15 protein-coding genes are annotated in these 14,154 nt (G+C 44.0%); 6 read left to right on the forward strand and 9 right to left on the reverse strand.

Features of this window, described 5'->3' with window-relative positions; genetic code table 11:
• Positions 1 to 27 precede the first annotated feature (27 nt).
• Positions 28 to 1,647, forward strand: coding sequence for a fumarate hydratase (locus BMZ28_RS13815; RefSeq protein ID WP_047782286.1), 1,620 nt, complete (start codon positions 28 to 30; stop codon positions 1,645 to 1,647).
• 108 nt (positions 1,648 to 1,755) lie between these two features.
• On the opposite strand, the gene slmA is transcribed toward BMZ28_RS13815, so the two are convergent.
• The 3 genes from slmA to coaBC all read right to left on the reverse strand — a co-directional run bounded on the left by slmA (position 1,756) and on the right by coaBC (position 4,100).
• Positions 1,756 to 2,349: a nucleoid occlusion factor SlmA gene (gene slmA, locus BMZ28_RS13820; protein ID WP_047782285.1), complete on the reverse strand. Its 594-nt coding sequence runs from the start codon at positions 2,347 to 2,349 to the stop codon at positions 1,756 to 1,758.
• Positions 2,350 to 2,449: 100 nt separating this feature from the next.
• Complete coding sequence (dut, locus tag BMZ28_RS13825) at positions 2,450 to 2,908, reverse strand: dUTP diphosphatase (protein ID WP_047782284.1); 459 nt, start codon at positions 2,906 to 2,908, stop codon at positions 2,450 to 2,452.
• Positions 2,892 to 4,100 carry a bifunctional phosphopantothenoylcysteine decarboxylase/phosphopantothenate--cysteine ligase CoaBC gene (gene coaBC / locus BMZ28_RS13830; protein ID WP_074824093.1) on the reverse strand — a complete coding sequence of 403 codons (1,209 nt, stop codon included), beginning with the start codon at positions 4,098 to 4,100 and terminating at the stop codon, positions 2,892 to 2,894. Before coaBC ends, dut begins: the two co-directional genes overlap by 17 nt.
• A gap of 416 nt (positions 4,101 to 4,516) precedes the next feature.
• On the opposite strand from coaBC, the gene radC reads away from it, so the two are divergent.
• The 4 genes from radC (at position 4,517) to mutM (ending at position 6,831) form a co-directional block, all read left to right on the forward strand.
• Entirely contained in the window at positions 4,517 to 5,200 is a 684-nt protein-coding gene (radC, locus tag BMZ28_RS13835; protein ID WP_074824096.1) for a RadC family protein, read from the forward strand.
• Between the two features lie 241 nt (positions 5,201 to 5,441).
• Positions 5,442 to 5,678, forward strand: coding sequence for a 50S ribosomal protein L28 (rpmB, locus tag BMZ28_RS13840; protein WP_029093262.1), 237 nt, complete (start codon positions 5,442 to 5,444; stop codon positions 5,676 to 5,678).
• Between the two features lie 11 nt (positions 5,679 to 5,689).
• Positions 5,690 to 5,857, forward strand: coding sequence for a 50S ribosomal protein L33 (rpmG, locus tag BMZ28_RS13845; protein WP_029093261.1), 168 nt, complete (start codon positions 5,690 to 5,692; stop codon positions 5,855 to 5,857).
• A gap of 164 nt (positions 5,858 to 6,021) precedes the next feature.
• Positions 6,022 to 6,831 (forward strand): bifunctional DNA-formamidopyrimidine glycosylase/DNA-(apurinic or apyrimidinic site) lyase, encoded by an 810-nt coding sequence (gene mutM / locus BMZ28_RS13850; RefSeq protein ID WP_074824097.1) that lies wholly within the window; start codon positions 6,022 to 6,024, stop codon positions 6,829 to 6,831.
• Position 6,832: 1 nt separating this feature from the next.
• Here mutM and coaD read toward each other — a convergent pair whose 3' ends face one another.
• From coaD to BMZ28_RS13875, 5 genes are read right to left on the reverse strand one after another with little or no spacing between them, the layout of a single operon-like run.
• On the reverse strand, positions 6,833 to 7,336 hold the full coding sequence (gene coaD, locus BMZ28_RS13855) for a pantetheine-phosphate adenylyltransferase (RefSeq protein ID WP_047782280.1): 504 nt from the start codon (positions 7,334 to 7,336) through the stop codon (positions 6,833 to 6,835).
• Complete coding sequence (locus BMZ28_RS13860; RefSeq protein ID WP_074824100.1) at positions 7,333 to 8,109, reverse strand: glycosyltransferase family 2 protein; 777 nt, start codon at positions 8,107 to 8,109, stop codon at positions 7,333 to 7,335. Before BMZ28_RS13860 ends, coaD begins: the two co-directional genes overlap by 4 nt.
• Positions 8,110 to 8,112: 3 nt before the next feature.
• Positions 8,113 to 9,390 carry a lipid IV(A) 3-deoxy-D-manno-octulosonic acid transferase gene (gene waaA, locus BMZ28_RS13865; RefSeq protein WP_074824103.1) on the reverse strand — a complete coding sequence of 426 codons (1,278 nt, stop codon included), beginning with the start codon at positions 9,388 to 9,390 and terminating at the stop codon, positions 8,113 to 8,115.
• Positions 9,391 to 9,444: 54 nt separating this feature from the next.
• Entirely contained in the window at positions 9,445 to 10,542 is a 1,098-nt protein-coding gene (locus tag BMZ28_RS13870) for a glycosyltransferase (protein ID WP_074824104.1), read from the reverse strand.
• Positions 10,543 to 11,673, reverse strand: a complete 1,131-nt coding sequence (locus tag BMZ28_RS13875) for a glycosyltransferase family 4 protein (RefSeq protein WP_047782276.1) — start codon at positions 11,671 to 11,673, stop codon at positions 10,543 to 10,545.
• Between the two features lie 199 nt (positions 11,674 to 11,872).
• Between BMZ28_RS13875 and BMZ28_RS13880 the strand changes: the two genes are divergently transcribed.
• Positions 11,873 to 12,829 (forward strand): polysaccharide deacetylase family protein, encoded by a 957-nt coding sequence (locus tag BMZ28_RS13880; RefSeq protein WP_074824140.1) that lies wholly within the window; start codon positions 11,873 to 11,875, stop codon positions 12,827 to 12,829.
• 61 nt (positions 12,830 to 12,890) lie between these two features.
• On the opposite strand, the gene BMZ28_RS13885 is transcribed toward BMZ28_RS13880, so the two are convergent.
• Entirely contained in the window at positions 12,891 to 14,123 is a 1,233-nt protein-coding gene (locus BMZ28_RS13885; protein ID WP_074824106.1) for an O-antigen ligase family protein, read from the reverse strand.
• Between the last annotated feature and the right edge of the window lie 31 nt (positions 14,124 to 14,154).

The raw sequence follows: 14,154 nt of genomic DNA on the forward strand, positions 1-14,154 counted from the left end.
TAAAAACTTATAAAAGGCTGGAAGCACATGTCAACGATCGAATTTAAATATCAGGCGTCTTTTCCACTGGGAGAAGACAAAACAGAATATTACTTGCTGACCAAAGACCACGTTTCCGTCAGTGAATTTGAAGGAAACGAGATTGTTAAAGTTGAGCCTGAAGCACTAACGTTATTAGCTCAACATGCCCTGCACGATACCTCTTTTCTTCTACGCCCTGACCATCAGGCTCAGGTCGCCCAAATTCTTGATGACCCCGAAGCCAGCGAAAATGATAAATATGTTGCCCTGACTTTCCTGCGTAATGCCGAGATTTCCGCCAAAGGTATTTTACCTTTCTGTCAGGATACCGGTACCGCGATTATTATGGGTAAAAAAGGCCAGAATATCTGGACTGGCGGCGACGATGAGGAAGCCCTGTCGCGCGGTGTGTTCAATACTTATGTTGAAAATAACCTGCGCTATTCACAGAACGCGCCACTGAATATGTACGATGAAGTGAATACCGGTTGTAACCTGCCGGCTCAGATCGATATTTATGGTACTCAGGGCTCTGAATATAAATTCCTGTGTATTGTTAAAGGCGGTGGTTCAGCCAATAAAACCATGTTGTATCAGGAAACCAAAGCGCTGCTAACGCCAGAGAAGCTGGAAAAATACCTGATTGAAAAAATGAAGAGTTTGGGAACGGCGGCATGTCCTCCATATCATGTTGCTTTTGTTATTGGTGGAACCTCAGCGGAAACTAACCTGAAGGTGGTTAAGCTGGCTTCGGCCAAGTATTACGATGAGTTGCCAACCACTGGTAATGAAGGCGGTCAGGCATTCCGCGATCTGGAGTTAGAAGCTAAGCTGCTAAAAGCAGCACATAACTTAGGTATTGGTGCCCAGTTTGGCGGTAAATATTTTGCCCATGATATTCGAGTTATTCGTTTGCCTCGTCACGGTGCTTCCTGTCCGGTAGGGATGGGGGTTTCTTGCTCTGCTGACCGCAATATCAAGGCGAAAATCAATAAAGAGGGTATCTGGATTGAAAAGCTGGAAGATAATCCGGGTAAATATATTCCTGATGAATTAAGACAGGCTGGGGAAGGGGAAGGCGTTAAGATTAACCTGAACCGTCCAATGTCGGAGATTTTGGCCGATTTGTCCCAATATCCGGTTTCTACCCGCGTTTCGCTGAGTGGTACGATTATCGTTGCCCGTGATATTGCTCACGCCAGACTGCAGGCGATGTTGGACAAAGGCGAAGATTTGCCGCAATACATTAAAGACCATCCGATTTACTATGCGGGGCCAGCGAAGAAGCCTGAGGGTTATGCTTCAGGCTCATTAGGGCCAACAACCGCGGGTCGTATGGATTCATATGTTGATGCTTTCCAGTCCCGTGGCGGTAGTTTAGTGATGTTATCTAAAGGTAACCGCAGTCAACAGGTAACGGATGCCTGTAAAAAGCATGGTGGTTTCTATTTGGGGAGTATTGGCGGTCCGGCGGCTATTCTGGCTCAAAACAGCATTAAGCGCTTGGAATGTATCGCTTACCCTGAGTTGGATATGGAAGCTATCTGGAAAATTGAGGTTGAAGATTTCCCAGCCTTTATTCTGGTGGACGATAAAGGTAATGACTTCTTCCAGAAATTTAAATAGTACGAAGCCTGTTTTTCCTGAAGTTTGACGGCTGCGTCCGTTTAATAAAACTAAAGCCCGTGGATTGAATATCCAACGGGCTTTATTGTCACTGGCTAAGGATTGGCCTTATTGCAGCTGTAGGGCCAGCATTGGCCAGCGCAGGTCGAACTCTTCCGTTGGGCGATAACGGAACTCCGAACGAACAAAGCGTGACATCATTCCTTCACAAAACGCTAAGAGCTGACTGGCAATTAACCCTTCATCATAGGCGAATGATTGACCTTCTCGCAGCTTGCGCTCCCGTAATACCTGACGCAGTTGGGTTTCTATTCTTTCAAATAGTTGGTTTATCCGCCCTTGAAGCCGGTCTTGCTCAAACATCAATGCGTGTCCGGTCATGATGCGGGTCAATCCTGGATTCTTCTCTGCAAAGCCCAGCACTAAGAGGATGATTAAACGAATACGGTTATAGGTATCCTTTTCATCTTGTAGGATTAAGTTAATACGACTGTTCAGACTGTCTTCGATAAACTCAATCAAACTATCAAACATACGCATTTTACTAGGAAAATGGCGATACAGCGCCGCCTCCGAAACACCGACGGTGGCAGCTAGTTTAGCCGTGGTAATACGTTGGCTACCGTCGCTTGATTCAAGCATCTGGGCTAACGCTTGCAGTATGTCTTCCCTGCGATTTTTCTTGGTTACTTTTTCTACCATGTCTTGTGACATCCTAATAAGGAGTGAAATTTGCTCCACTCCCAAGATAGCCAGAACAATACTGACTGATACTATTTTATTATTACATGCAGACGGAACGTTACTGACGGCCAGAGTGACCAAAGCCACCTTCGCCACGCTCACTACTTTCAAAATCTTCAACGATATTAAATTCAGCCTGTACCACAGGAACAAGAACCAGTTGAGCAATACGTTCACCTGGCTCGATGACAAACGCGGTTTGTCCCCGGTTCCAAACGGATACCATCAGTTGCCCCTGATAATCAGAGTCAATCAGGCCAACCAGATTACCCAGCACAATGCCATGCTTATGGCCAAGGCCTGAGCGTGGAAGAATGATAGCTGCCAGAGATGGATCGGCAATATGAATGGCCAGGCCGGTTGGCAGTAATTGGGTTTCACCCGGGTTTAATGTTAATGCTGTATCCAGGCATGCGCGCAGATCCAAGCCGGCGGAGCCGACAGTGGCATAAGCTGGCAGAGGGAATGTGCTGCCGATGCGAGCATCCAGAATTTTTACGTCAATTTTTTTCATCATAGCGTTTGGCAATTTCGTCCATTAGTTTTTGACCAAGCAAAGATTTGTTGCTCAAGGGCAGACTTATCTCGCCGTTTGACCAGTAGAGGTGTAATGCGTTGATATCGCTGTTAAAGCCTTGGCCTGACAACGAGACATCATTAGCACAGATAAGGTCAAGATTTTTACGGGCTAGTTTTAGCCGCGCATATTCTTCCACATTCTGTGTTTCCGCTGCAAATCCTACAACAAAAGGTCGGTTTTCAGTCATGGCTGCCACTTCGGCAACAATGTCGGGGTTTTTTACCATTTTCAGCAGGATATCATCACCCTGTTTTTTGATTTTTTCAGCAGCAATATGTTCGGCGCGATAATCAGCAACGGCAGCACAGGCAATGAAAATATGTTGTGAGGCGGCTCGTTGCATAACGGCATCACGCATTTCCAGAGCGCTGATAACATCAACCCGAGTTACATTAAACGGTGTGTCTAAATCAACCGGGCCACTGATTAACGTCACGGTCGCCCCACGTTCAGCCGCGGCTTTTGCGATGGCGTATCCCATTTTGCCTGAGCTGTGATTACTGATAAAACGTACTGGATCAAGCGCTTCTTTGGTTGGGCCAGCGGTCAGCAATATGTTGATTCCCTGTAGGTCCTGATGCGGTGAGAAAAAATCAACGCAGTGTTGAACGATACAGAGTGGGTCGAGCATTCTACCCGGGCCGATATCGCCACAGGCTTGAGAACCGCTATCAGGGCCCCATATATGCACGCCACGGGAGGCCAGCGTTTTTAGATTATGCTGTGTTGCGGCGGCTTTGTACATTTGTTGATTCATCGCAGGAATTGCGACCACCGGTGCGCTAGTGGCAAGACAAATGGTACTGAGCAAGTCATTGGCCATACCTGCAGCAATACGAGCCAGCAGATCGGCGGTGGCTGGCGCCATGATTACGATATCTGCCCACTTACCTAATTCGATGTGTCCCATAGATGCTTCAGCTGCGGGATCGAGTAAATCATCTGAAACCGGATAACCGGAAACTGCCTGTAATGTCAGTGGGGTAATAAAGGCTTGTGCCGCATGAGTCATGACAACGCGAACGTCTGCCCCCTGATCTCGCAGGCGGCGTACAATTTCCGGGCATTTATAGGCAGCAATGCCACCGCTGATACCCAGAACAATTTTTTTACCGTTTAACATCGTCATGATTACTGCCCTATAGGATTAACAGAGATGCATTACCCTGATGATTGAAAGCACGTCGCCGATTTTATCATAACTCTGACAAAGGCGGTCCCTCTGTTGAAAAGGGATATAACAGGTTACAGAGAGTACGTTTCTGAAATATGAACATAAAACAGTATTGATTTACTGATTATATATACAGTGATTGTAAGATGCTACAGCAAAAAATCATAAATTGCCCGGCTGATTTTAGGTCATTGAACGATATTTCTCCCTAAATTTTGCCAGATAGAATCATGTTATGCGTAGTGCGTTGCAATAAATTGATGAAAGAGCCTATTTAACCAATTATTTTTGCGCAGTGTTTTTGATTAAGACATTTTTAACCTCGAATATTCGCTCTGGTGCTGTCAGGGTTCACTCCAGCGGAGGAAACAATGACAAAAGAAATGAAAATATTATGGGGGGACAACGGTGCTCCAAGAGAGAAACTGTTAAAAAATGGGGCGATAACCCTTTCTGATAGTGAGCTATTGGCCATTTTTTTACGAACTGGGCTACCCGGTGTTCACGTCTTAGATTTTGCTGGCCAGCTTATTAAAGAGTTTGGTTCTCTTTATGGCCTGATGTCTGCGGACTATGTGAGCTTTTGCAATACCCGAGGCCTTGGATTAGCTAAATATGCTCAGTTGCAGGCTGCTGTTGAGCTTTCTCGTCGCTTTTTAGGTCATCAATTAGCTCAGGAGTGTTCAATCAGTAATCCTTTGTTAACGCGTGAATATTTACAAGGATTACTGGCTCAGCGCGATCGGGAAGTTTTTGTGGTGATGTTTCTGGATAATCAGAATCGTGTGATTTATCATAAAGAAATGTTCACCGGTACGTTTAACAGCGTAGAAGTCCACCCCAGAGAAATTGTGCGTGAGGCGCTGAAGTCAAATTCGGCCGCGGTGATATTAGCGCATAATCATCCTTCTGGGGTTGCGGAACCTAGCCTTGCCGATCGTCACGTGACCGAAAAAGTGCGTGAAGCCTGTTCGTTACTGGATATCAGGCTGCTCGATCATATTGTGATTGGCCGCGGGGAGTCGGTTTCATTTGCCGAGCGTGGGTGGATTTAGTATATTTTTTTTCGATCTTAGGGGATCTTTGTCGGTTCAGTACTTGAGCCCTACCGGCTAAGGGCGTATACTACGCCACCTTTGAGGATCACGGATGTGGTATACGAGCCTATCTCAGCAGGTTCCGACCTGACTCAACGTCTCATCTCGGCTGAATTTGCTGAGATTGGCTCTAAAGCCTGACGAGGCAGCCAACATCCTAACGAAGCTCGAGCTGATTTGATTTTTGGAGAATTTTGACATGTCACGAGTCTGCCAAGTTACCGGCAAGCGCCCTGTGAGTGGTAACAACCGCTCTCACGCAATGAATGCGACTAAACGTCGTTTTCTGCCTAACTTACACTCCCATCGTTTTTGGATTGAGAGTGAAAAGCGTTTTGTAACTTTACGTGTATCTGCTAAAGGTATGCGTGTAATTGATAAGAAGGGTATCGATGCGGTGTTAGCCGATCTTCGTGCCCGCGGTGAGAAGTTTTAAGGAACTGAACCATGGCTAAAGGTATTCGCGAGAAGATCAAGCTGGTTTCTTCAGCTGGTACAGGTCACTACTATACCACCACGAAGAACAAGCGTACTAAGCCGGAAAAATTGGAACTGAAGAAATTCGATCCAGTTGTCCGTCAACACGTTTTATACAAAGAAGCTAAAATTAAATAATTTTAATTTCATTGTATTTACGCTATATCAAAACCCGACTTTGGTCGGGTTTTTTATTGCCTGTCGTTTATTGATTGCCAGTGGAGAAAATCATCATCTTTATGCGGCAGAATCTTATGTGTATGATTAACTTTTGCTATTTTGTCTAAAAAAGGATGTGACCGATGCCAGAATTGCCGGAAATAGAGACGAGTCGCCGAGGTATTGAGCCTTATATGGTCGGTCATAATATTGTCAGAACTATCGTTCGTCAGCCTAAGCTGCGCTGGCCGGTTTCCCGACAAATTATTGAGTTAGAAAATGCATCCGTCTTAAGCGTTCAGCGTCGGGCTAAATATTTATTAATTGAACTATCCAGCGGCTGGATTATTGGTCACTTGGGAATGTCGGGCAGCGTCAGGATTTTGCCGAAATTTAGCGAACCAGAAAAGCATGATCATGTGGATTTTCTCTTATCCAACGGTAAGGTTTTACGTTATACCGATCCACGTCGATTTGGTTCTTGGTTATGGGAATACGACCTGTCTCTCAGCAGCGTGCTGAAGAATTTGGGCCCTGAACCATTGGGTGATGATTTCGATGGAGCTTATCTATTTAATAAATCGCGTAATAAAAAGACCTTGATCAAGCCTTGGCTAATGGATAATAAGCTCGTGGTGGGGGTAGGTAATATCTATGCCAGCGAGTCGCTGTTTGAGGCAAGGATACTACCACATCGCTTGGCTGGATCATTAACCGAGAGTGAAGCTGAGTTACTGGTAGCAACCATTAAGCGAGTATTACAGCGCTCGATCGAGCAGGGTGGTACGACACTAAAAGATTTTCTGCAGGCTGATGGAAAACCCGGTTATTTTGCCCAGGAACTCCAGGTTTATGGCCGTAGCGGTGAACCTTGCCGAGTATGTGGCACATTAATTGAAAGCACCAAACATGCACAGAGAACGACTTTTTTTTGCCGCTACTGCCAACATTAAATCAGGCTTGATTAAGCTTTTTACTCAGCGCTTCAGCCACCACCGGCGGTAAGAATGAGCTAACGTCACCGCCGTGGCGAGCGACTTCTTTCACCAATGATGATGAAACGAATGACCATTTCTCAGAGGGCATCAGAAAGATGCTTTCTAAATCGGCCATCAGGTGCCGGTTCATACTGGCGAGTTGAAGCTCATATTCAAAATCTGAAATAGCGCGTAATCCACGAATAAGAACATTGGCTTTTTGCTGCTGGGCAAAGTGAGCCATTAGTTCGCTAAACCCAACAACTTCCACGCTGGGTAAATGAGCGGTAACGGTTTTGGCCAGTTCAACCCGTTCTTCTAATGAAAACAGCGTATTCTTACTTGGGCTGCGGGCGATAGCGATAACTAAATGGTCAAACATGTGCACACTGCGGGTAATAATATCCAAGTGTCCATTGGTCATAGGATCAAAGGTTCCAGGATAAATTGCCTTGGTGAAGTCAGCTCTGCGAATGGTCATTTATTCCCTTTCTCCTGTTGGCTAATCGCCCAGAGTGCAGCGTATTTATTAAAGGTGTATTGGGCATTGATGCAGGCTAAAAGAAAACCGTGTTTACCGTCCAGAAATCCTCGGCGTATTAGCCAGGTTTTCAAAAATGCACCCAAACCATGATTAATGGCGGATATCATTGATGATTTCTTGCCCCGTTGGAAACTCTGACGAGCCCAGCTTTCCGCATAGTTGAATTGTTTCCTTTGGAAAACAAAGTAATCGCGGCAGGTTAAATGCAGTAGATCGCCATCGAGTTTAGTGACTTGGGCATTACCATAGTCAACGGATTCATGAACCAGATTATCGTTATAGCGATAAAGGCTATTTTGATATAGTCGGATAACCCGATCAGGATACCAGCCACTGTACCGCATAAAGCGCCCAAGAAAGTAATTACGGCGAGCACAGCTATATACTTGATTTGGCTGTATTTCACTATGGATAACTTGTTCAATCGCGGTACGTAATTCTGGGGTAATACGTTCATCGGCATCTATCATAAAGATGTAGTCGCCGCTGGCATAGCTTTGGGCTATTTGACGCTGCTTACCGTATCCCTGCCATTCGGTATGAGTAAAAACGTTGGCATTGTATTTCTGCGCAATTTGTATGGTGCGATCGTGGCTTCCACCATCAAGCAGAATGATTTCATCTGCCCATTGAACGGATTGCAGGCAATCGCCGATAAGGTCGGCTTCATTTTTAGCAATGATCACTACAGAAAGGCGTTTTCTATCCACGAGTTAATGGCTCCGGGCAGGTAAATAAGGTTCGAGTAGCGTCAATAGCTTCTCCAGTGCACCCTGATTGTGTAGCAGAACATTAACCGCCTGTTGACCACGGTAGCTACGATACGCTTCATCTGCCAATAAACTTTCAATTTTTTCAGCCAGCGAGCTTGCATTATCGACGGTGATTAATCCATCAGCCTGTTCCAGCTTGCTACAAATATCTTTGAAGTTAAATGTATGAGGCCCCATCAGAACGGGTATTGCATGGGCTGCTGGTTCCAGTGGGTTATGCCCGCCGCGTTCTACCAGACTTCCACCAACGAAAGCCAGATCGGCAATGCCATACAGCAACATCAGTTCTCCCATAGTATTGCCAATGACAACTTGAGTATGTTGTGTTGGGACTTCTCCACTGCTACGGGTGATGTAGCTCATTCCCGCCTGAGTGGTCAGCTGTTGAGCCGTTGGGAATCGTTCAGGATGACGAGGTACCAGAATTAACAGCAGATCGGGAAAATGCTGAAGTAGTTTTGCATGTGTTTCGAGGATAATACTTTCCTCTCCGTCGTGAGTACTGGCGGCGATCCAGACTGGACGGTGCGGTGCCCATTGGCGTCGAAGGCTTAGGGCCCGAGCCGAGAGCTCAGGGGTAACGGAAATATCAAATTTCAGGCTGCCGGTTATGGTTAAGTGGGAGCGCTTGAGCCCCAACTGAATAAATCGTTCTCCATCTTCCTGATTTTGTGCTGCGATAAGGGTAATTTTTTGCAGCATAGTGCGTATGGTATTGCCAAGTTTACTGTAACCGTTGGCCGAGCGTTCGGACAGTCGGGCATTGGCGATAACCAGAGGAACATGACGCTTATTCAGTTGATGGATAAGGTTTGGCCAGAGTTCGGTTTCCATGATGATAACCAGCTTAGGCTGGACTTGATTCAGAAATCGGTTAACGGACCCAGGTAGATCGTAGGGTAGGTAGACGTGGTGTACATCATCACCAAATGCGGATAATACGCGCTCAGAACCGGTTGGGGTCATCGTTGTAACGGTGATGGGGAGTGTGGGGTAGCGATACCGCAGAGCTCTAACCAGCGGTATCGCGGTGAGCGTTTCTCCCACTGAAACAGAGTGCAGCATAATGCCATGCGGCTCGACTTTTCCACGGCAAAAACCATATCTCTCAGCCCAGCGTTTTCTGTATGCCGGTGCTTTACGACCTCGTAAAAACAGACGTAACCAGATCAGAGGTTGTAGTAAATAAAGTAGGAATGAATAAATCAACCGCAGCATATAGTGTCCACAATGACCGGATGTCACGCTACATCCGGTAATATTCTAAACAGATTAATTGTTCGCGAGCGCGAGGTACTTTTGACTCGTCGGAATAATACCATAGTCCAGCAGTGGTTTTTCTTCTATTATTGGTGGATTATTTGTCACCAAAACGATCTTTTCGGCCAGAGAATCTTCGTTCATCTCGGCAAGCCCAATAGCTAGATTACCCGTAAGTATGGTGGATGGCCCTCCCGGACAGTTAGTACTGACAACCGGCGTGCCACAAATCAGAGCTTCAACCAAGACATTACCAAAACCTTCGCTATCGGAGCTCAAAATAAGGGTTTTAGCATGTTTGATATAGGGATAAGGGTTTGAGCAGAATCCGATAAACTTTACCTTTTCCGCAATACCTAATTCTTCCGCCAGAGATTTTAGCTTTTCGGTATAGGCTTCACTGCCTTTACCTACCAGCACTAATGGATAGTTTAACCCGGTTTTAGCGTAGGCCTTCAGTAATCGGTCATGGCGTTTATTCGGATGCAGACGACCAACGTGGATAAGGTAATCACTGAACGGTAATTCACAAGGTTCGGCGGCAAGTTTAAGAATGGCTTCAATATCAAAGGGATTGCTGATTTGAGTGGTTTTTCGCGCACTGATATTAAAGTGTTGAATTAAATCATCAACGGCAGCCTGTGATACACCGACAATATTTTTATTCTGGTAAACATGTGCAATTTTTTGTCGTTTAAGCCAGCGGCTGAAGCCTTGCTTATTGCCAAGATAGGAAGCAGAAAAGATACCGTGAATACTGAACCAGACTTTTGACCATTGAAGACTGCGGCACTGGCTGACGATGCGATCTGTTTTATGCAGATTGGAAATCACCAGATCAAATGCCCCACCGTCTTGTTGAGCGCGAACAATTTCGCGATCGAGTTGCTTTGCCCGACGTTGAATTTCAGTTATTTTCCGCCAGAAAACCCGAGTGTTATCCGGTAAAATTTGATAATCAACGCCTTTGGGAATCGGGTAATCACAAACGTCCCGCAAGGAAAAAAGGCTAACACGATGGCCTAATGACGTCATACCCTCAGCCAGTGTCAAAACAACCTTCTCTGCCCCGCCTCCTGGTAATCCGTCAATTACAAATAGAATTCTCATTTAAATACTCATCAGACGTTGATAAAGAGTGACTAACTGTTGGGAAAGTCGAGTGGCATCCTGAGGTTTGACTCTTTCTCTGGCAACCTGTCCCATCGAAGAACCTAAGGCCTGCTGAGGTAACTCATTAATTGCTACGGTCAATGCGTTGGTATTCAACGCATCACAAACAAAGCCACTTATTCCCTGCTCAATAAATTCAGCGCCGCCGCAGGTATGGCTGGTAATCACTGGCAAACCGCAGGCCATCGCTTCAAGAATGACATTGGGGAAGGGGTCATAGAGCGTTGGTAAGAGTAAGCCATCAGCTGCCTGATAATAGGGCAGTACATTGTTTTGTACACCGAGAAAATGAACGCGGTTTTGACAACCTAAACCCATAGCCAGATTTTTATAACGTTTTTCGTCTTTGTCTTTGCCGATCACCATTAAGTGGCGAGAAGTTGGCGCTAAGGCTTTGATAGCTGACGCTAATCCTTTACGTTCAAAACCTGATCCAACATAAATAAGGCAGGATGCATCATGGGCGATATTAAGCTGGGCTCTGATTTGTTGACGGATTTGTTCATTGCCCGGCATAAACCGTTGGCTATCAATGGCATTATAAATCACATTGATTTTAGATTCAGGAACGCCAAAATCTTCCATGATTTCCCGTTTTATCATTTCAGCATTACAGATAACGGCTCGCAGTTCCGGAGCACCATACATCTCTCGTTCAGCGTTCATCACATAACGGTGATATCTGTCGTTAAACAGCAACTTTTGACGCCAGACTGGCAGAATACGCGCTCGCTGTAATAGCCAACGACGATGGACACCGTCCCCTGCGCGGTAAATATCGCAGCCGGGAATGCGTTCATGACTTTGTACCAAATCAAATTTTTCTTGCTGCCAGATTTGCCTTGCTGCATGGGCAAAGCCTTTTTCTCGGCTGATGCGCCCCCATTTTGTAGGGTTGCAGGGGAAAATATGCCAATCAGGATCTTGCTCTCCCTGCCATTCACGGGTAATCACGTTTAGTGAAAGGTTGTGACCTTTCAATGCTTCCAGTGCGCGGGAGATAAAGCGTTCAGCACCGCCATCCGGGCGGTATTTTTGCCGAACAATAGCAAGACGAATTGGATTCATAACCGGGTATTCCTTGAGAAAGTAGCCTGCGGCCAGCAATTAACTCCATTATAACCATAATGAGGCGGTTTTAGGTGTAGTAACGGCGATAAACTGCACCTTAAGCCAATCAATTGCTACAGACTTAATTTGCACCTGTGGGCGAGTATGAGTAGCATGAGGCAGTTTATTATATTAGCGAGAAGATGAGCGTTTTATGGTGCAGAAGCCGGCTTTCCTTATTTCCATTGACACCGAGGGTGATAACCTTTGGGTAAATACCAAAGAGATCTCTACACAGAATGCTAATTTTCTTGGGCGATTTCAGCGACTGTGTGAGAAATATGGTTTTAAGCCTACTTACCTGACTAACTATGAGATGGCCATGTCGCCTGGCTATGTCTCTTTTGCCAAAGAGGTGATTGCAGATAATCAGGGCGAAGTTGGCATGCATTTGCACGCATGGAATAGCCCTCCACTTCATCCACTGACTGATGATGACGATCGCTATAAGCCTTATCTGATTGAGTACCCGGTTGATATGATGCGGGAAAAAATAATCGTTATGACAGACTTATTGGAAAGCACTTTTGGCGTAAAGATGGTGAGCCATCGGGCTGGGCGCTGGGCGTTTAATGAACAATATGCCCAGTTGCTACATGAGTTTGGCTATTTGGTTGACTGTTCTGTTACACCTTATGTTGACTGGAGCGGTGTTAAAGGCGATCCGAAAGGGAAAGGCGGAACGAACTATAGTCATTTTCCTGATGCGGCTTATTTTATGGATCTTAATGATATCTCGAAAGTGGGTACTTCCAGTTTGCTACAGATACCAATGAGTACCCGATTGAAATATGGCTCGCTACATAATTCATTTAAACAGTTCTACGATAGATTACGGGGTAAAAAACGCCCACCGTCTACTCGTTGGTTACGTCCGAAAGGTAATAATGTGGAAGAGATGAAGTTTGTTGCTCAGCAATGTCTTGATGAAGGCAAAAATTATGTTGAGTTTATGCTTCATTCTTCAGAGTTTATGCCGGGTGGAAGTCCAACGTTTAAAGATGATGCGTCTATTGAACAACTTTATCGCGATCTTGAAGAGTTATTTGAGTGGCTAAGCCAACGTACTCAAGGGATGACGATGGGGGAGTTTTATCGGACTAATTTGGAGTAGTGTTTGTTGAAGAGCCTTATTTTTTAATGTAAATAAGGCTCTTCAGTAGAAAATAATATAATTACTCTTCTATTTTTTCTTTTCTATTCAGAAGGAGGGCTGAAAGTATCATTAGGCTAAACAGAATAGACATTTCCCGACTGACAAAGATAACTTCAGTTAATCCATATGCTATTAAACATAATATAACTGAAAGTAGCATTGGATTCTTTTCCCTGAACGATTTTACTAACATTGAAATATAAAAGAAGATAACAATAATTGCTCCTAATATTCCTTGTAATGATAGAGTGTCAACGATTTCATTATGAAGATGTATATTAGCAAATATTAGAGCGGCTCTATCTTTGTTTTCTTTTTCTGTATATGACTTCATTTGGCTATAACGTTGTTCTAGTGAGGCACCCATAGGACTTTGGTAAAAAGAATACATCCCCGCATTCCACATAGAGAAACGGGCACCTAAAGATGAACCTTCATTTCCTCTACTATTTTCATATATTGCTATTTCATTATTTGTAGTATTAATTTTCTCTATTATTTCAGTTTTAAAAAATAGACCGACAGCTATAGTTATCATTATGGAAGATAGAGATAATATCAATCTTACTTTTCGACCACTGGCATAAAAAACTAATATAAGAAACAATATGGGATGGAAGATTATAGCTGTGCGAGTACCTGTCTGGATTATAATAAAAAATGAAATAAGGAATATAATAGATAAAATAATATATGATATGGTTTTTTTTGCTGATATCAAACAATAGCTAATTAGTAGTAATGTTATACATGAATACATATAAGCCGCCCCTGTTGCTTGGGTATTTAATTCTACTCTAGGAAGGCCTATTTTTATTTGATAAATAGCGAAAATGGTACTAAAAATAAATGAAAGAATTACAGAAAAAACAATTATTTTCTTATTGAGATTTGTGTTTCTTAAGTTTGCTAATAAATATGCGATAATAATGGAGCAGAAAATAATTCTTTTACCTGCTTGTATATAATTGGTATTTAAATTTATATCTGGGGCATTATTATAGAAATAGTAGAACCAAATTATTTTACTTAATCCAAGAATTAACAATGGGATAGGGAGTATTTTGACGAATTTTTTATAGTTTTTTTTATCAATCAACACGCCAAACACGCTAATATAGCAAGCAACGAAAAATGATACTCTGGCTATCTTTACATCAATTAGTGTAATTGATATTGACAACATAATAAGGAAAAAACATAGATTTAATAAGTAATTATTAATTTTTTCCATACTCATATTTATTTTCATATTTACACTAGTTCTCATTATTTTTAATCTG

It is taken from the genome of Pragia fontium DSM 5563 = ATCC 49100, assembly GCF_900112475.1.
GTDB lineage: Bacteria > Pseudomonadota > Gammaproteobacteria > Enterobacterales > Enterobacteriaceae > Pragia > Pragia fontium.

Excerpts from the sequence above, each read along its gene's own strand:
- BMZ28_RS13870 (WP_074824104.1), bottom strand. The coding sequence starts at position 10,542 with ATGAGAATTCTATTTGTAATTGACGGATTACCAGGAGGCGGGGCAGAG.
- rpmB (WP_029093262.1), top strand. The coding sequence starts at position 5,442 with ATGTCACGAGTCTGCCAAGTTACCGGCAAGCGCCCTGTGAGTGGTAAC.
- dut (WP_047782284.1), bottom strand. The coding sequence starts at position 2,908 with ATGATGAAAAAAATTGACGTAAAAATTCTGGATGCTCGCATCGGCAGC.
- rpmG (WP_029093261.1), top strand. The coding sequence starts at position 5,690 with ATGGCTAAAGGTATTCGCGAGAAGATCAAGCTGGTTTCTTCAGCTGGT.
- coaBC (WP_074824093.1), bottom strand. The coding sequence starts at position 4,100 with ATGACGATGTTAAACGGTAAAAAAATTGTTCTGGGTATCAGCGGTGGC.
- radC (WP_074824096.1), top strand. The coding sequence starts at position 4,517 with ATGACAAAAGAAATGAAAATATTATGGGGGGACAACGGTGCTCCAAGA.
- waaA (WP_074824103.1), bottom strand. The coding sequence starts at position 9,390 with ATGCTGCGGTTGATTTATTCATTCCTACTTTATTTACTACAACCTCTG.
- mutM (WP_074824097.1), top strand. The coding sequence starts at position 6,022 with ATGCCAGAATTGCCGGAAATAGAGACGAGTCGCCGAGGTATTGAGCCT.
- BMZ28_RS13885 (WP_074824106.1), bottom strand. The coding sequence starts at position 14,123 with ATGAAAATAAATATGAGTATGGAAAAAATTAATAATTACTTATTAAAT.
- BMZ28_RS13815 (WP_047782286.1), top strand. The coding sequence starts at position 28 with ATGTCAACGATCGAATTTAAATATCAGGCGTCTTTTCCACTGGGAGAA.
- slmA (WP_047782285.1), bottom strand. The coding sequence starts at position 2,349 with ATGGTAGAAAAAGTAACCAAGAAAAATCGCAGGGAAGACATACTGCAA.
- BMZ28_RS13875 (WP_047782276.1), bottom strand. The coding sequence starts at position 11,673 with ATGAATCCAATTCGTCTTGCTATTGTTCGGCAAAAATACCGCCCGGAT.
- coaD (WP_047782280.1), bottom strand. The coding sequence starts at position 7,336 with ATGACCATTCGCAGAGCTGACTTCACCAAGGCAATTTATCCTGGAACC.